General features: G+C 72.9%; 16 protein-coding genes. 7 read left to right on the top strand and 9 right to left on the bottom strand.

From position 1 onward, the window contains the following. Nucleotides 1-133: 133 nt before the first annotated feature. Complete coding sequence (gene map / locus ACFFR3_RS15905; RefSeq protein WP_345400731.1) at nucleotides 134-982, bottom strand: type I methionyl aminopeptidase; 849 nt, start codon at nucleotides 980-982, stop codon at nucleotides 134-136. 32 nt (nucleotides 983-1,014) lie between these two features. On the opposite strand from map, the gene ACFFR3_RS15900 reads away from it, so the two are divergent. Continuing rightward, nucleotides 1,015-1,191: a hypothetical protein gene (locus ACFFR3_RS15900; protein WP_185112781.1), complete on the top strand. Its 177-nt coding sequence runs from the start codon at nucleotides 1,015-1,017 to the stop codon at nucleotides 1,189-1,191. Here the strand turns inward: ACFFR3_RS15900 and ACFFR3_RS15895 are convergent. Continuing rightward, nucleotides 1,176-1,448, bottom strand: a complete 273-nt coding sequence (locus ACFFR3_RS15895; RefSeq protein ID WP_345400734.1) for a CBU_0592 family membrane protein — start codon at nucleotides 1,446-1,448, stop codon at nucleotides 1,176-1,178. The two genes, ACFFR3_RS15900 and ACFFR3_RS15895, sit on opposite strands and share 16 nt — an antisense overlap. Nucleotides 1,449-1,522: 74 nt before the next feature. Between ACFFR3_RS15895 and ACFFR3_RS15890 the strand changes: the two genes are divergently transcribed. Further along, complete coding sequence (locus ACFFR3_RS15890) at nucleotides 1,523-2,521, top strand: LysR family transcriptional regulator (RefSeq protein WP_379483335.1); 999 nt, start codon at nucleotides 1,523-1,525, stop codon at nucleotides 2,519-2,521. A 222-nt stretch (nucleotides 2,522-2,743) separates the two neighbouring features. Here the strand turns inward: ACFFR3_RS15890 and ACFFR3_RS15885 are convergent, their stop codons facing one another. Further along, on the bottom strand, nucleotides 2,744-3,322 hold the full coding sequence (locus tag ACFFR3_RS15885; RefSeq protein ID WP_364559474.1) for a hypothetical protein: 579 nt from the start codon (nucleotides 3,320-3,322) through the stop codon (nucleotides 2,744-2,746). Between the two features lie 174 nt (nucleotides 3,323-3,496). On the opposite strand from ACFFR3_RS15885, the gene ACFFR3_RS15880 reads away from it, so the two are divergent. Both ACFFR3_RS15880 and npdG read left to right on the top strand, forming a co-directional pair. After that, nucleotides 3,497-4,639: a lipase family protein gene (locus ACFFR3_RS15880; RefSeq protein WP_345400737.1), complete on the top strand. Its 1,143-nt coding sequence runs from the start codon at nucleotides 3,497-3,499 to the stop codon at nucleotides 4,637-4,639. Nucleotides 4,640-4,724: 85 nt separating this feature from the next. Then, nucleotides 4,725-5,378, top strand: coding sequence for an NADPH-dependent F420 reductase (npdG, locus tag ACFFR3_RS15875; RefSeq protein ID WP_345400743.1), 654 nt, complete (start codon nucleotides 4,725-4,727; stop codon nucleotides 5,376-5,378). Between the two features lie 95 nt (nucleotides 5,379-5,473). On the opposite strand, the gene ACFFR3_RS15870 is transcribed toward npdG, so the two are convergent. Genes ACFFR3_RS15870 through ACFFR3_RS15850 form a run of 5 tightly spaced genes read right to left on the bottom strand, consistent with a single transcriptional unit; the run spans nucleotide 5,474 to nucleotide 9,783 of the window. Next, on the bottom strand, nucleotides 5,474-6,079 hold the full coding sequence (locus ACFFR3_RS15870; RefSeq protein WP_364374556.1) for a response regulator transcription factor: 606 nt from the start codon (nucleotides 6,077-6,079) through the stop codon (nucleotides 5,474-5,476). Beyond that, complete coding sequence (locus ACFFR3_RS15865) at nucleotides 6,076-7,293, bottom strand: sensor histidine kinase (RefSeq protein WP_379483334.1); 1,218 nt, start codon at nucleotides 7,291-7,293, stop codon at nucleotides 6,076-6,078. Before ACFFR3_RS15865 ends, ACFFR3_RS15870 begins: the two co-directional genes overlap by 4 nt. 10 nt (nucleotides 7,294-7,303) lie before the next feature. Next, nucleotides 7,304-8,017 (bottom strand): ABC transporter permease, encoded by a 714-nt coding sequence (locus tag ACFFR3_RS15860; RefSeq protein ID WP_345400749.1) that lies wholly within the window; start codon nucleotides 8,015-8,017, stop codon nucleotides 7,304-7,306. Further along, the gene (locus ACFFR3_RS15855; protein WP_345400752.1) at nucleotides 8,014-9,048 is read right to left on the bottom strand and encodes an ABC transporter ATP-binding protein; all 1,035 of its coding nucleotides are present in this window, start codon (nucleotides 9,046-9,048) and stop codon (nucleotides 8,014-8,016) included. Before ACFFR3_RS15855 ends, ACFFR3_RS15860 begins: the two co-directional genes overlap by 4 nt. Before the next feature lie 45 nt (nucleotides 9,049-9,093). Then, entirely contained in the window at nucleotides 9,094-9,783 is a 690-nt protein-coding gene (locus ACFFR3_RS15850) for an alpha/beta fold hydrolase (protein ID WP_379483333.1), read from the bottom strand. Between the two features lie 223 nt (nucleotides 9,784-10,006). On the opposite strand from ACFFR3_RS15850, the gene ACFFR3_RS15845 reads away from it, so the two are divergent. Continuing rightward, nucleotides 10,007-11,170, top strand: coding sequence for a trans-sulfuration enzyme family protein (locus ACFFR3_RS15845; RefSeq protein ID WP_345400757.1), 1,164 nt, complete (start codon nucleotides 10,007-10,009; stop codon nucleotides 11,168-11,170). A gap of 29 nt (nucleotides 11,171-11,199) precedes the next feature. Further along, nucleotides 11,200-12,123 carry a serine/threonine dehydratase gene (locus ACFFR3_RS15840; RefSeq protein WP_364374544.1) on the top strand — a complete coding sequence of 308 codons (924 nt, stop codon included), beginning with the start codon at nucleotides 11,200-11,202 and terminating at the stop codon, nucleotides 12,121-12,123. Between the two features lie 4 nt (nucleotides 12,124-12,127). Here ACFFR3_RS15840 and panB read toward each other — a convergent pair whose 3' ends face one another. After that, nucleotides 12,128-12,958, bottom strand: coding sequence for a 3-methyl-2-oxobutanoate hydroxymethyltransferase (gene panB / locus ACFFR3_RS15835; protein WP_364374541.1), 831 nt, complete (start codon nucleotides 12,956-12,958; stop codon nucleotides 12,128-12,130). A 132-nt stretch (nucleotides 12,959-13,090) separates the two neighbouring features. Here panB and ACFFR3_RS15830 point away from each other — a divergent pair, with 132 nt between their 5' ends. Continuing rightward, nucleotides 13,091-14,335 carry an MFS transporter gene (locus tag ACFFR3_RS15830; RefSeq protein ID WP_364374538.1) on the top strand — a complete coding sequence of 415 codons (1,245 nt, stop codon included), beginning with the start codon at nucleotides 13,091-13,093 and terminating at the stop codon, nucleotides 14,333-14,335. Nucleotides 14,336-14,496: the final 161 nt, after the last annotated feature.

Below are 14,496 nucleotides of genomic sequence, written 5' to 3'. Positions count from 1 at the left end.
CCCCGCCCGCACAGGGCGGCGTCCTCGCTGAGGCCGCCGGCCCGGACGAGGCGGCCGGTCCTGCGCGCCCCCGCCTGCGGGCCGGGACGAGGCGGCCGATCCTGTGGCGGCCCGCCCCCGTGACCGGGGCGGGTCAGGGCAGGGTGAGGATCTCGCTGCCGGTGTCGGTGACCACGATCGTGTGCTCGAACTGGGCGGTGCGCTTGCGGTCCTTCGTCACCGCCGTCCACTTGTCGGGCCAGATCTCGTATTCGATCGTGCCCAGCGTCAGCATCGGCTCGATGGTGAACGTCATGCCCGGCACCAGCTCCACCCGCAGCGACGGGTCGTCGTAGTGGGGCACCATGAGGCCGGAGTGGAAGGTGGCGCCGATGCCGTGTCCGGTGAAGTCGCGCACGACGCCGTAGCCGAAGCGCTTGGCGTACGCCTCGATGACGCGGCCCACGACGTTGAGCTGGCGGCCCGGCGCGACGGCCTTGATGGCCCGCATCATCGACTCGCGGGTGCGCTCGACCAGCAGCCGCGACTCCTCGTCGACCTCTCCGGCCAGGAACGTCGCGTCGGTGTCGCCGTGGACGCCGCCGATGTAGGCGGTGATGTCGACGTTGACGATGTCGCCGTCCCGCAGCACGGTGTCGTCGGGGATGCCGTGGCAGATGACCTCGTTGATCGAGGTGCACAGCGACTTCGGATAGCCCTTGTAGCCCAGCGTGCTGGGGTAGGCGCCGTGGTCGAGGAGGAACTCGTGGCCGATCCTGTCGAGCTCGTCGGTGGTGACGCCCGGCCGGACGTGTCTGCCGACCTCCTCGAGAGCCTGGGCGGCGATCCTGCCCGCCACGCGCATCCGCTCGATGATCTCGGGGGTCTTCACGTCGGACTCGCCGGTCTTGGGGCGCTTCTTGCCGACGTACTCCGGCCGCTCGATGTGGGCGGGAACCTTTCGCATGGGCGAAACTCGCCCTGGCTGGAGCAGTGTCGTCATGAAACACGAGTCTACGGGGCAGAATTGACCTCGTGAGCGAAGGCCAGTGGTGGTTCTGTCTCAAGCACATGCGGGTCGAGCCCGATCAGGGCTGCCCCAACAAGGATCGGATGGGCCCTTACGCGTCGGAGCAGGAGGCGGCAGGAGCGTTGCAGCGTGCCGCCGACCGCAACAAGGCGTGGGACGAGGCCGATCAGGACGACGACTGACGTCCTGCCGCCCTCGGCACCGCCCTGGCCAGCTTGACCAGGGCGGTGACCCCGATGGCCGCCCAGATCAGGTTGAGCGCCGCCGACGGCCAGGCGGCGCTGTACGCGCTGTTGATCATCAGCCCGACGGAGCCGCCGAGGTTGATCAGCTGGTACGCGACCCCGTCGCCCGACAGACGGGCGGACGAGACGAGGGCGTAGCCGGCCAGCAGCAGGGCCGCGCCGGCCCAGCCGACGGCGTCGAGCAGGAGATCCATGAGCGACATTCTGCGCACTACGGGCACTGAAGCACAATTAAAGAAACCTTCACTCCGGGCCTAAGCTGCCCTACATGGAGATCGACCCCCGGCGATTACGCGTCCTGCGTGAGGTGGCCAGGCGCGGCGGTGTCGCGCGGGCCGCCGAGGCGCTGCATCTCACCCCGTCCGCCGTCTCGCAGCAGCTGGCCCAGCTCGAACGCGAGGTCGGCCTGCCGCTCATCGACCGCTCCCAGCGCAGCGTCTCGCTGACCCCCGCGGGGCGGGTGCTGGCCGGGTACGCCGACCGGGTGGAGGAGGAGCTGACCGAGGCCAAGCGCGAGCTGACCCGCTTCACCGAACGCCTGGCCGGTCCCGTGCGCATCGCCGCGTTCCCCACGGTGATCACCCATGTGCTGGTGCCCGCGATGCGGGAGCTGGCGCGGCGCCATCCGCGCATCACGCCGGTCATCCGCGAGATCTACGGGCAACCGGCGCTGCAGGAGCTTCGGCTGGGGTCGGTGGACGTGCTCATCACCGAGCAGGACATGGGCCTGCCGCCGCTGTCGCTGCCGTCGCTCACCACCCGCCTGCTCTACGTCGACGAATACCGCGTCGTCGTGCCGCCCTCCTGGCCCGATCCGCCGTCCACGGTCGAGGACCTGATGCGCCGGCCGTGGGTGGCGGGCGACCCCGCGCAGGCGTGCGGGCAGGCGCTGGAGCGGCTGGCGGGGCTGCACGGGTCCGAGCCGCGCAAGGTGCACGTCATCACCGAGTTCGGGCCGACGCTCGCGCTGGTCGCGGCCGGGCACGGGGTGGCGATCGTGCCGGAGCTGGCGTTGCTCGACGTCCCCGAGGGCGAGGTACGCGTGAGCGACATCCGCGACATCGGCGCCCGCCGCCTGGACACCGTCACCCGCGTGAGCCGCACCCGCTCAGGCGAGCCCGACCCGGTCCAGGCCGTGGTCATCAAGGCCATCGAGGAGGCCACGGCCGCCCTCGCCCCGGCCCTGCGCGCCCGCCTCTCCGGCCACCCCGCCGCCGACCCCTCCACCCCGCCCCACGACCGCTGTCCCGGCGGTGGGGGGTCGTGAGGTGAGGGGAGCGCGACCGCCGTGCCGGCGGTTGGGCGAGGTGAGGTGGGGGAGCGCCACTGCTGTGCCGGCGGTGGGGGTGTGAGGTGGGGAGCACGACCGCTGTGTCGGCGGTGGGGGGTCGTGAGGTGAGGGGAGCGCGACCGCCGTGCCGGCGGTTGGGCGAGGTGAGGTGGGGGGAGCGCGACCGCCTCACGACGGTGAGGTGTTGTGAGGCGGCGGTCAGTCGGTGAGGCGGGGGCCGCTGACTTTGTCGAGGAGGCGGGCGAGGCGTTCGCGCAGCCCAGGGCGCTGGTCGGCCTCGCCGGCCGCCGCGCTCACCAGGTGCTGAGCCCCGTCGAACGTCACCAGCCCGTCGCGCGGCACCGCGATCGCGTCGTGGGCCAGCCCGGCCAGCTCGCGGTCGCCGCCCTCGATCGCCAGGATCGTCGCCCCCGTACGGCGCGCGTCGTCCACGCGTTCGAGCAGCGGCACCGGAGCCTGCTGCTCGGCCAGCACGAACAGCGTCTCCCCGCGCCCCGCCTGCTCCAGCCGGTCGAGCCCGACCCGCAGGTGCGGCGGCGCGTCGGGCGGCGGGGCCCAGCGCAGCAGCGTGGGCGTGAGCTGAGACAGCCCGGAGAACCTGGCCTCGTCGGCGAGGTGGGCGGTCAGGTGCCAGGGCTCGTCGTCGGGGGTGCCGACCAGCAGCAGCCCGCCGGGCGAGCGGGTGGCCCGCAGGGCCAGGCCCAGCTCGCGGGCGCGTTCGAGCCAGCCGGTCTCGGCCAGGAGTTCGCGCAGGAGGGCCACCGATCCTGAGTCCATGCCTCCATGGTGCCTGACGGACCAGGCGCGGGGTGTCTGGTTCCCCTGTGACGTATTGACATGGAACGTGTTTCTCCGTCATTTCGGGCCTTGACATGGAGTTACCCTCGGGTAACGATCGGGCTCGCGGCGCCGCCCTCCCCCAAGCGCAGACCTCACGGAGAGGGGCGGCACATGACCTTACGTGTGCGCGTCAGCATGTTCCTGACCCTGTTATCGATCATGTCGTTCGTCGCGGCGCCCGCCCGCGCCGCGGCACCGGGAGACGTCGTCTCCGCCCAGCCCACCACGGTCTACCTGCTGCCGGGCAAGCTGCTCGAAGTCCCGGTCAACGCCTGGCACCTGCGCTACACCTCCACCTCCGCCATCGGCACGCCCAACACGGTCTCCGGCACCCTGCTCGTGCCGAAGGCGTCGTATCCGCTCGGCCGCCGCCCGATCATCGGGTACGCCGTCGGCACCCACGGACTCGGCGACCAGTGCGCGCCGTCCGTCAGCATGAGCCAGGGCCGCGAGGCCGAGCTGGCGCTGGTCAGCCTGTTCCTGCTGAAGGGATACGCGGTCGCGATCACCGACTACGAGGGGCTCGGCACGCCGGGGCAGCACACGTACATGGCGGGCGTCTCGCAGGGGCACGCCGTGCTCGACTCGATCAGGGCCGCCACCCGGGTGCCCGCCGCGGGGCTGTCCGCCCAGGCGCCGGTCGGCATCATGGGCTACTCCCAGGGTGGCGCGTCCGCCGGGTGGGCGGCGCAGCTCCAGCCGTCGTACGCGCCCGAGCTGCGGCTGCGCGGCGTCGCCGCGGGCGGGGTGCCCGCCGACCTCGGCGCGGTGGCCCGCAATCTCGACGGCGGCCCGAACTTCGGGCTGGCCGCCGCGGCAGGGGTGGGGCTCGACGCCGCCTACCCCGAGCTGGACCTGGAGGCCGACCTCAACGACCGGGGCAGGGCGCTGCTCGCCGACGCGGCCGACGACTGCGTGGGCGACCTCAGCAAGCTCGCCGGGCTGCGCTTCGCCGACATCAGCCCGATCGACCTGATGAACCAGCCCAAGTGGCTCGCCCGCCTGGCCGAGAACCGGCTCGGCGGCACGCCGCCGCGGGTGCCGGTGTTCCTCTATCACGGGCGCGGCGACGAGATCATCCCGCTCGCGGTCGGGTCGGCGCTGCGCTCGGAGTACTGCCGGGCCGGCGTGAACGTGCGCTGGGCCTCGCTGCCCGCGCCGAACCACGTGACGGGCGCCATCGAAGGCGGCCCGCTGGCCACCGAGTGGCTGGCCCTGCGCATGCTGGGGCTGCCCGCGTTCGGCAACTGCTGATCCGATTCGTCCCGGCCCCCGCGCGGGGGCCGGGACACGGAGTGCCCGGCACGCCGACGGGAAGCGATCCTGACATGATCTGGTTATGGCAGACGTGAACAAGCTTTCCATTGGAATCCTCGGCGGCACCGGCGACCAGGGCAAGGGGCTCGCCCGCAGGTTCGCGCTGGCCGGGCACCCCGTGCTCATCGGCTCCCGCAACGCCCAGCGCGCCCAGGAGGCGGCCGAGTCCATCGGGGCCGGCGCGAGCGGAGGCGAGAACGCCGACGTGGCCACGAGGGCCGACATCGTGATCATCGCGGTGCCGTACGAGGGGCACAAGGCGCTGCTGGAGTCGTTGCGGAGCGAGCTGGCCGGGAAGATCGTCGTCGACTGCGTCAACCCGCTCGGCTTCGACAAGAAGGGCGCCTACGCGCTGCCGGTCGAGGAGGGCAGCGCCGCCGAGCAGGCCGCCGCCGTGCTGCCGGACAGCCGGGTGGTGGCCGCGTTCCACCACGTGTCCGCCGTGCTGCTGCTCGACCCGGCCGTCGAGAAGGTCGATCTCGACGTGCTGGTGCTGGGCGACGACCGCGAGGCCACGGACGCCGTACAGGCGCTGGCCGAGGCCATCCCCGGGGTGCGCGGCGTGTACGGCGGGCGGCTGCGCAACGCCTTCCAGATCGAGGCGTTCACCGCCAACCTCATCTCCATCAACCGCCGCTACAAGGCCCACGCCGGCATCCGCATCACCGACATCTGAGCCGACACATCCGGGTCGACATCTGAGCCGACATCCGGGCCGGCATCTGGGCCGGCGCCTCGCACGGCGCCTGGCACGGAGCCTGGCGCGGCGGTCTACAGCCAGCCGGCGTCCTGGGCGATGCGGATGGCGTCGATCTTGTTGCGGGCGCCGGTCTTGGTGATGGCGCCCGTGAGGTAGTTGCGCACGGTGCCGGGCGACAGGTGCAGGCGGGCGGCGATGTCCTCGGCGGAGGCGCCCCTCGCGGCCTCCTTCAGCACGGTCGTCTCCCTGGGCGTCAGGGGGCTCTCGCCGTACTCCATGGCGGCCGAGACCAGCTCGGCGTCCAGGACGCGCAGCCCGGCGGCGGTACGCCGGATCGCGTCGGCGAGCCGGTCGCCGGGGGCGTCCTTGACCAGGAACGCCTCGATGCCGGCGGCCAGCGCCCTGCGCACGTTGCCCGGCTGCCCCATGGCGGTCAGCACCAGGATCCGGCAGGACGGCAGCCGCTCCCTGAGCGTCGCGGCGGCGGTGATGCCGTCGACCACCGGCAGGTCGATGTCCACGACCGCGACGTCGGGCCGCACCCGCAGCGCCTCGGGGACGATCTCGTCGCCCTTGGTGACCTCCGCGACCACCTCGATGTCGCTCTCCAGCCGCAGCAGCGCGGTGAGCGCGGCGCGGATCATGTGCATGTCCTCGGCGAGCAGCACCCTGATCACGCGCTCACCTCCATCGCGAGGACGAAGCCGCCGTCGGTGGGCGCGGCGGTGCAGGTGCCGCCGGCCTGCGCGGCCCGCTCGGCGAGCCCCGTCAGCCCACCACCCGCACCCGTCAGCCCACCACCCGCACCCGTAGCCCCACTGGCAGTCCCACCGGCAGTCCCAGCCCCGGCACTAGCCCCAGTCCCGGCACCAGCCCCAGCCCCAGGCTCGGTCGCCGGAACAAGCCCGCCACCGGCCGCGCCGGGTCCTGGGGGCTCGGCGCCGTCGTTGGCGATCTCCAGCCGGGCCGTCCCCTCGTGGACGGACGTGGTGATCGTGCAGGTCGTGGCCCGGCTGTGCCGCAGGACGTTCGTGACCCCTTCGCGCACCCCCCACGCCAGCGCCTGCTCCGACCTGCCCGGCAGCGCCGCGTGCGCCAGGTGGGCCTGCACGCTCACCCCCGACGACTCCAGCAGCGCCACCGCCCGGTCCACCTCGCCGGACAGCGACATCGCCCGGTAGCCCCGCGCCACCTGCCGCACGTCCTGGGCCGCCTCCCTGGCCACCTGCACCAGCTCGCCGACCTCGGTGCGGGCGGAGGCGGGGTCGCGCTCGATGAGGCGGCCGGCCAGGTCACCCTTGAGCGCGATGGCGGTGAGGCTGCGGCCGAGCCCGTCGTGCAGGTCGCGGGAGATCCGCAGCCGCTCCTTGAGCACGGCGGCGTCCGCCAGCTCGGCCCTGGCCTCCTGCAGCTCGGCGGTGACGCGGGTGAGCCGGACCAGCGCGTACGTCATGGCCCCCGTGGTCGGCACGGTCATGACGTAGAACGCGGTGAGGAAGGCGAACCCGGGGCCCGCCCAGAGCGCCCAGCCCTCGTACAGCATCATGAGGACGATCAGCGCGCTGCCCCACGGCAGCGGCAGGAACACCAGCAGCGCCCCGGCCAGCAGCGGCGCGGCCAGCGCCGACCCGCCGCCGGGCAGGATCAGGTCGGGCAGGTAGGTGAGGACGGCCTGGAGCACCAGGGGCAGCGGATGGAGGGGCGGGCGTTCGTCGCGCAGGCCCGCCCGCATGTTGACGAAGTGGGCGGCGAGCACGGCGACCATCGTGGCGGCGGCCGGGAGTCCGTACGCCACACCGTTCTGGAAGTGGGTCAGCGTGATCACCGTGTAGGCGCAGGCGACGGCGGTGATGAGCCACCTCGCCAGCCGCTGGGCAGCGGAGGGGAGCACGCCTTAGACCTTAGGACCTCCGCGGTTCCCAGCGAAACCAGAGGCGCAGCACGACGAGCCCGAGCACCGTCCACGCGGTGAGGTCGAGCAGCGGCACGAGCAGGTCGCCCGTCCTGACGGCCTGCACGACGGCGGTGGTGGGCAGCAGGTCGAGGGCCGCGTACAGCCACCCGGGCAGCGGGATCGGCCCCATCGCGCCGGCCGCGACCCCGCAGAGCAGGAAGACCGGCATGGTGAAGACGGCGGCCAGCTCGGCGCGCGGCACGAGCACCGTGTACGCCGCTCCGAGCAGCGCCAGCACGACGGACCCCGCGAGCGTCGCGACGGCGAAGGCCACCGGATGGGCGGGCAGCGGGACGCCGGCGGTGAACCGCACGGCCACCGTGCACAGCACGATCATCGCCATGGTCTGCGTGGCCGTGCTGGCGATCTGGCCCGCCAGGATCTGGCCGTCGGTGAGCGAGGTCGCCCGCAGCCGCTTGAGCACGAGCTGGTCGCGGCGGGCGGTCAGCGCCACGGTGACGCTCATGAACGCGGTGATCGCCAGCAGCAGCGCGATCGTGCCCTGGAAGGTCGTGGTGGCGTGTTCCGCCGAGGCGACGCGCGTCATCAGGGTGGGCAGGCCGACGGCCAGGCCGACCGGCGTGACCACCGAGGCGAACAGGGTGGCGCGGTCGCGCCAGAACAGGCGGGTGCCGAGGCGGTAGGTGGCGGCCAGGCTCATCGCGGGTCCTCCACGCTGTTCTGCACGGCGTTCTGCACGGCGTTCTCCACGGCGTTCTCCACGGCGTTCTCCACGGCGGTCGTCACGGCGTTCTCCACGGCGGTCTCCACGGCGGTCGTCACGGTGCTCTTCACGCCGGTCTTCATGGTGCTCTTCACGGCGCTCTCCATGAACAGGTCTTCGAGCGTGGCCTGGCGCACCTCCAGGCCCTCCAGGCGCAGGCCGCGCCCCGCGGCCCAGGTCAGCAGCGTCTGCGCGGCCAGGTCGGGGTCATCGGCGCGGCAGACCGCCCGCCCGTCCTCGACGGTCACGGGCAGCGGCAGGTCATCGGGCGCCACGTGGGCGGGCAGCAGGAACGTCACCCGCCCGCCGGCCGCCGCCAGCGTCTCGGCCATGCCGCCGGCGGCGACGATGCGCCCGGCGTCCATGATGGCCAGCGCGGACGCCAGCCGCTGCGCCTCCTCCAGGTAGTGGGTGGTCAGCAGGATCGTGGTGCCCTGCCGGGCGAGGTCGCGGATGACGGCCCAGGTGGCGGCGCGCGCCTCCGGATCCATGCCGGTGGTGGGCTCGTCGAGGAACAGCAGGTCGGGGCGGCCCAGCAGGGCCAGCGCCAGGTCGAGCCTGCGTTTCTCGCCGCCGGAGAGCTGGCGGACGCGGGTGGCGGACCTGGCGGTCAGGCCCGCCAGCTCCAGCGCCTCGTCGCCGGGGCGGGGCGCGGCGGTGAAGTCGCGCCAGGTGTCGACGGTCTGGGCGACCGTCAGGTCAGGGAAGAACCCGGCCTCCTGGAGCATCACGCCGACCCGCCCGCGTACGGCCGCGCGGTCGGTGACGGGGTCGAGGCCGAGCACGCGTACGGTGCCCGCGTCGGGCCGCTGGAAGCCGGCCAGCACCTCGATCGTGGTGGTCTTGCCCGCGCCGTTCCTGCCCAGCAGCGCGAAGATCTCCCCCTCCGCCACCTCGAACGAGATGTCCTTCACCGCCTCGAAACCCTGGTGGCTCTTGCGGAGCCCGCGCACGTCGATCGCATTCATGCCGTCCACCTTCGCGGGCGGCCTGAGCGGGCGGCAGTGAGGAATTCACGACTTCCTGGAGAGCTTCAGCAGTGCGTCGGTGACCCCGTCGGGATCGATGAGCTGATGGAGGTGGAGGCCGGGCAGCCGGGTCACCGGCCAGCCGCGCTCGGCCGCGCGCTCGGCGGCGGCGGAGTAGCCGGGGCTGTACCACAGGCACGAGCATCTGACCTCGTCCCACCCGGCGGGGACGGGGATGGGCTGGGTGTAGTAGTCGAGCGGCAGGCGGGGCTGCTCGCCGGCCACCCGGATGCGGACGGCCGGGTCGGGCAGCATGGCCACGACGTCCTCCTCGTCCCACCAGTCGGTCCAGCGGGGGAGCACGCCGTCGGGGCCGGCGAGGTCGCGCAGGAACGGCAGGAACTCCTTCTCGGCCGTCGTGATCAGCCCCTCGCCCGGCGGGACGTGCGCGTCGGCGAACACGCAGGCCACCACCCGGTCGCCGAGCCCCTCCTTGATGACGGGGAGGAAGAACCCGGCGTTGCTGTGGGCGACGAGCACGACGGGCCCGTCGGACGGGGTCGCGGCGCGTACGGCATCGACCACGCGCGGCCAGTAGGGGGCGCCGCCCGCGCTGATGCCGGTCAGGTCGGGCACCACGGCCGCGTGCCCGCGCCGCTCCAGTGACTCGGCCACGGGCGCCCACGTCGAGGGGCCGACGGAGGGGCTGTGCACGAGTACGAACGTCGTCTGCATGCCCTCCACCCTTGCAGAGGCCCGGGACAGGGCGGGACGCCAGGACGGTGGACGCGCAGCGTGGGCAGGGTGTTCACCGCTCGCGAAAAGCAGCGGGACCACATCTCCCACCCCGGGTCTGCCATCGGCATGCCCGACAGGGGATCCTGCTGGTATGAACGATTTCCGCCCCGAGGCGCAGTCCCAGGCCGCATCTGCTGATAAGTCCGAAATGTCATCTGATATGCGGCCAGAGACGAGGACCGTGCACGTGCCGCACGTCCCCGTCGAAGGCAGCCGTCCCATCGCCGTGCCCATCTACCAGACCTCTGGGTTCGTCTTCGACGACCCGGCCCTGATGGCCGAGTCGATGGGCCGCCCGGACAAGTCCTTCTTCTACGGGCGCTACAGCAACCCGACCGTGCGCTCGCTGGAGGAGGCGGTGTCCGGGCTGGAGGGCGGCGCGGGCGCCATCGCCACCGGCTCCGGCATGGGCGCGATCAACACCGTGCTGCTCGGCCTGCTCAAGCCCGGTGACCACATGGTGGCCCAGAACTCGCTGTACGGCGGTACCGCCGCCATGCTCAACGAGCTGGTCGCCAGGTTCGGGATGGAGGTCTCGTACGTGCCGGAGAACGACCCGGCCGCGCTGCGGGCCGCCGTACGGCCGCAGACCAAGCTCCTCTACATGGAGACCATCAGCAACCCGATGACGCTGGTCGCCGACCTGCCCGCGATGTGCGCGACGGCCCGCGAGCTGGGCATCCTGTCGGTGGTGGACAACACGTTCGCCTCGCCGCTGCTGTGCCGGCCGATCGAGCACGGGGCCGACATCGTGGTGCACTCCTCGACCAAATACCTGTCCGGGCACACCGACGTGGTGGGCGGCATCGCGGTCTTCGCCGACGAGGAACTGTACCAGCGGGTCTGGCGGTTCAACATCGAGCTGGGCGCCTCGCCCGACCCGTTCGCGGCCTGGCTCACCCTGCGCGGCATGCAGACGCTGGCGCTGCGCATGGAACGCCACTGCGCCAACGCCCGCATCCTGGCGACCCGGCTGGAGGAGCACCCGGCGGTCGCCGCCGTGCACTGGCCCGGCCTCGCCTCGCATCCGTCGTACGAGCTGGCCGGCAAGCTGCTGTCCGGCTGCGGCGGCGTGTTCTCGTTCGACCTGACCGGCGGGCGGGAGGCGGGGGAGCGGTTCATGAGCTCCGTACGCCTGGCGCTGCTCGCCCCCTCGCTGGGCGGCGTCGAGACGCTGGTCCTGCACCCGGCGACCACCTCCCACCGCTCGCTCAACGCCGAGGAGCTGCGGCGCAGCGGCATCGGCGAGGGCACGGTCCGCATCGCCGTCGGCATCGAGCACCCCGAGGACCTGTGGGCGGACCTCCAGCGGGCCCTGGCATAGCCTGGAACGCGACGATCAAAGGGGGAATCGTGACCACAGTCACCCACGCGGACGTCGCGGCGGCCGCCGCCCGGATCTCCGGGCACGTCCTGCGCACACCCGTGATCGAGGTCGCTCCGCGGCTCTGGCTCAAGCTGGAGCTGCTGCAGCACTCCGGTTCCTTCAAGGTGCGCGGGGCCTTCAACCGCATCATGTCCGCCGGTGACCTGCCCGCCGCCGGGGTCATCGCGGCCAGCGGCGGCAACCACGGGCTCGCGGTGGCGTTCGCGGCGCGGGCGCTGGGCGTGCGGGCGGAGATCTTCGTCCCGACCGTGACCAGCCCGGTGAAGGTGGCCGGGCTCGAGCGGCTGGGCGCGCACATCACCCAGACCGGCGCCATCTACGCCGAGGCGGCCGAGGCCGCCGCCAAGCGGGCCGCCGAGACCGGCGCGCTGTCCGTGCACGCCTACGACCAGCCCGAGGTGGTGGCCGGTCAGGGCACGACCGGGCTGGAGCTGATCGAGCAGACCGGCGCCGTCGACACCGTGCTGGTGGCGGTCGGCGGCGGCGGTTTCGCGGCCGGCATCACGGTGGGCACGTCGGTGTCGGGGCCGCGCATCGTGGCCGTCGAGCCCGAGCGCATCCCCACGCTCAACGCGGCCCTGCGGGCCGGCGAGCCGGTGCCGGTCGAGGTCAGCGGCGTGGGGGCCGACGCATTGGGGGCCAGCAGGATCGGCGGGCTGGCGTTCCAGATCCTGAACGACCCCCGGGTGGAGAGCGTGCTGGTGAGCGACGAGGCCATCATCGCGGCGCGGCGCACCCTCTGGGAGCGCCACCGGGTGGCGGCCGAGCACGCCGGCGCGGCCGCCTACGCGGCGCTGCTGTCGGGCGCCTACCGGCCCGAGCCGGGGGAGCGCGTGGCGGTGGTGGTGTGCGGCTCCAACACCGACCCCGCCACGCTCACCGCCGAATAGAAGATCAGCTGTACGTGTGCTCGGGTGCCGGGAAGGCACCCGACACCACGTCGCCGGCGAACTCCCGCACCGCCCGGTCCAGCTCGGCGCCGAGGTCGGCGTAGCGCTTGACGAACTTGGCCGGGCGCGGCGTCAGCCCCATGAGGTCCTGCCAGACCAGCACCTGGGCGTCGGTGGCCGCACCCGCGCCGATGCCGATCGTCGGGATCGCGAGCGAGGTCGTCACCCGCTGCGCGAGGTCGGCCGGCACGCATTCGAGCACGATCGAGAACGCCCCGGCCCGCTCCAGGTCCTTGGCGTCCGCCATCAGCTCGTCACCCGCCTGGCCGCGCCCCTGGACGCGGTAGCCGCCCATCACGTTGACCGACTGCGGGGTCAGTCCGAGGTGCGCCATCACCGGGACGCCGGCCGAGACCAGCGCCTCGACCTGCGGCAGCACCCGGCGCCCGCCCTCCAGCTTGACCGCGTGCGCCCCCGCCTCCTTCATGAACCTGGCCGCCGACTCCAGCGCCTGCTGCGGCGAGCCCTGGTACGACCCGAACGGCAGGTCGGCCACCACGAGCGCGCGCGACGAGCCGCGGACCACGGCCGCCGTCAGCGGCAGCAGGTCGTCCATCGTCACCGGCAGCGTGGAGTCGTAGCCGTAGACGACCATCGCCGCCGAGTCGCCGACCAGCAGCACGGGGATGCCGGCCGCGTCGAACACCTTCGCCGTCATGGCGTCGTAGGCGGTGACCATGGGCCACCGCTCTCCGCGCTGCTTGGCGGCCGTGAGGTCGCGGACGGTGACGCGGCGGCCGGACGCGCCGCCGTACAGCGAGGTTGAAGAGGACATGTGACAACCCTCCAGAAACGTCTCGAGGCGCCCTGCTGCGTCCCCGGACTCCCTCGATGATGGCACGCGGAAAACCGGTGGCGGAAACGTCGGTGGCCTTTGCCAGAATCTGTGCGGAGGTAACGAACGTTCATGGCTCTCGACCCTTACCGAAATCTGCTCAAGATCCCTGGCGTGCCCACGCTGCTCCTGGTGGGGCTGCTGGCGCGGGTGCCGTCCACGGCCACCGCGATGGCACTGACCCTGCACGTCGCCACCACACTCGACCTGGGATACGGCAGAGCCGGGGTGATCACCGCGGTCTGCACGATCGGCATGGCCATCGGTTCCCCGCTGTCGGGCAGGTTCGTCGATCGTCACGGGCTGCGTCCCGTGCTCGTCGTCACGACCGTGGCGCAGGCCGCGTTCTGGGCGTGCGCGTGGGCGCTGCCGTTCCCCGCGCTGCTCGGCGCGGCGGCGCTCGCGGGGCTGCTCGGCATGCCGGTGTTCAGCGTGACCCGCCAGTGCCTGGCCGCGATGGTGCCGGTCGACCGGCGGCACAGCGGGTTCGCGCTCGACTCGATGCTGGTCGAGGTGTCCTACATGGTCGGGCCCGCGCTGGCCGTCGCGGGCATCACCACGTTCGGCAGCGGGGTGACGATGGCCGCGATCGGCGCCGGGCTCACCGTGGCCGGGCTGGGGCTGATCGCGCTCAACCCGCCCACCAGGTCGGCGGAGGAGGACGCCGCGGCGCAGGGCGTGCGGGTGCCCAGGCGGCAGTGGCTCACGCCGGGCTTCGTGGCGCTGCTCGGCACGGTCGCCGCCGCCACGTTCGTGCTCACCGCGTCCGAGCTGTCGCTGGTCGCCACCATCAACGAGGCGGGCCAGACCGCGTGGGTGGGCCTCGCGGTGGCCGTCTGGAGCGGCGCCTCGCTGGTCGGCGGCTTCGTCTACGGCGGGCTGTCGCGGGGGTTCTCGCCGCTGGTGCTGATCGGCGGCATGGGGGCGCTCACCATCCCGGTCGGGCTGGTCGGCGGCGGGTGGCACTGGGTGGTCCTGGCGCTGCTGCCGGCGGGGCTGCTGTGCGCGCCGTCGTTGTCGTCCACGGTCGACGCGCTCAGCCGGTGGGTGCCGAGCGCGGCCAGGGGTGAGGCGATGGGCCTGCACGGCACGGCGCTGCTGATCGGCGGCGCGGTCTCGGCGCCGATCGCGGGCGCCGTCATCGACGGGGTGGGCCCGTCGTGGGCCTTCGCGGTGGCCGGGCTGGCCGGCGTGGTGATGGTGCTCATCGCCCTGCCCTTCTGGCGCCGCCACCCGTCGGAGCCCACCGTGCTGACCGTTCCCATCTCGGAGATGTCGGTGGAGAAGGTCGTGGCCACCGAGCCCGATCCGGTGTGAGTGTTCTCACGCTCGCTGCCGCGGCCGGGGCCTCGTGAACCTCGGCCGCGCTCTTTCCCGGGGCTGTGACCTGCGACTTCACCCTTCGGCTCGCCGGGATGAGGGCCGCCGTTCACATGCTAGTTACGAAACGGGACCGTTGCGTATCGGAAATAGCTCGC

It is taken from the genome of Nonomuraea salmonea, from assembly GCF_042428605.1.
Classification (GTDB): Bacteria; Actinomycetota; Actinomycetes; order Streptosporangiales; family Streptosporangiaceae; genus Nonomuraea; species Nonomuraea salmonea.
This window is presented reverse-complemented; position numbering and strand designations above follow the sequence as displayed.

What these genes read in the sequence shown, in the direction of transcription:
- map (WP_345400731.1), bottom strand. Translation starts at nt 982, where the DNA reads ATGACGACACTGCTCCAGCCAGGGCGAGTTTCGCCCATGCGAAAGGTT.
- ACFFR3_RS15895 (WP_345400734.1), bottom strand. Translation starts at nt 1,448, where the DNA reads ATGGATCTCCTGCTCGACGCCGTCGGCTGGGCCGGCGCGGCCCTGCTG.
- ACFFR3_RS15890 (WP_379483335.1), top strand. Translation starts at nt 1,523, where the DNA reads ATGGAGATCGACCCCCGGCGATTACGCGTCCTGCGTGAGGTGGCCAGG.
- ACFFR3_RS15885 (WP_364559474.1), bottom strand. Translation starts at nt 3,322, where the DNA reads ATGGACTCAGGATCGGTGGCCCTCCTGCGCGAACTCCTGGCCGAGACC.
- ACFFR3_RS15880 (WP_345400737.1), top strand. Translation starts at nt 3,497, where the DNA reads ATGACCTTACGTGTGCGCGTCAGCATGTTCCTGACCCTGTTATCGATC.
- npdG (WP_345400743.1), top strand. Translation starts at nt 4,725, where the DNA reads ATGGCAGACGTGAACAAGCTTTCCATTGGAATCCTCGGCGGCACCGGC.
- ACFFR3_RS15860 (WP_345400749.1), bottom strand. Translation starts at nt 8,017, where the DNA reads ATGAGCCTGGCCGCCACCTACCGCCTCGGCACCCGCCTGTTCTGGCGC.
- ACFFR3_RS15855 (WP_345400752.1), bottom strand. Translation starts at nt 9,048, where the DNA reads ATGAATGCGATCGACGTGCGCGGGCTCCGCAAGAGCCACCAGGGTTTC.
- ACFFR3_RS15850 (WP_379483333.1), bottom strand. Translation starts at nt 9,783, where the DNA reads ATGCAGACGACGTTCGTACTCGTGCACAGCCCCTCCGTCGGCCCCTCG.
- ACFFR3_RS15845 (WP_345400757.1), top strand. Translation starts at nt 10,007, where the DNA reads ATGCGGCCAGAGACGAGGACCGTGCACGTGCCGCACGTCCCCGTCGAA.
- panB (WP_364374541.1), bottom strand. Translation starts at nt 12,958, where the DNA reads ATGTCCTCTTCAACCTCGCTGTACGGCGGCGCGTCCGGCCGCCGCGTC.
- ACFFR3_RS15830 (WP_364374538.1), top strand. Translation starts at nt 13,091, where the DNA reads ATGGCTCTCGACCCTTACCGAAATCTGCTCAAGATCCCTGGCGTGCCC.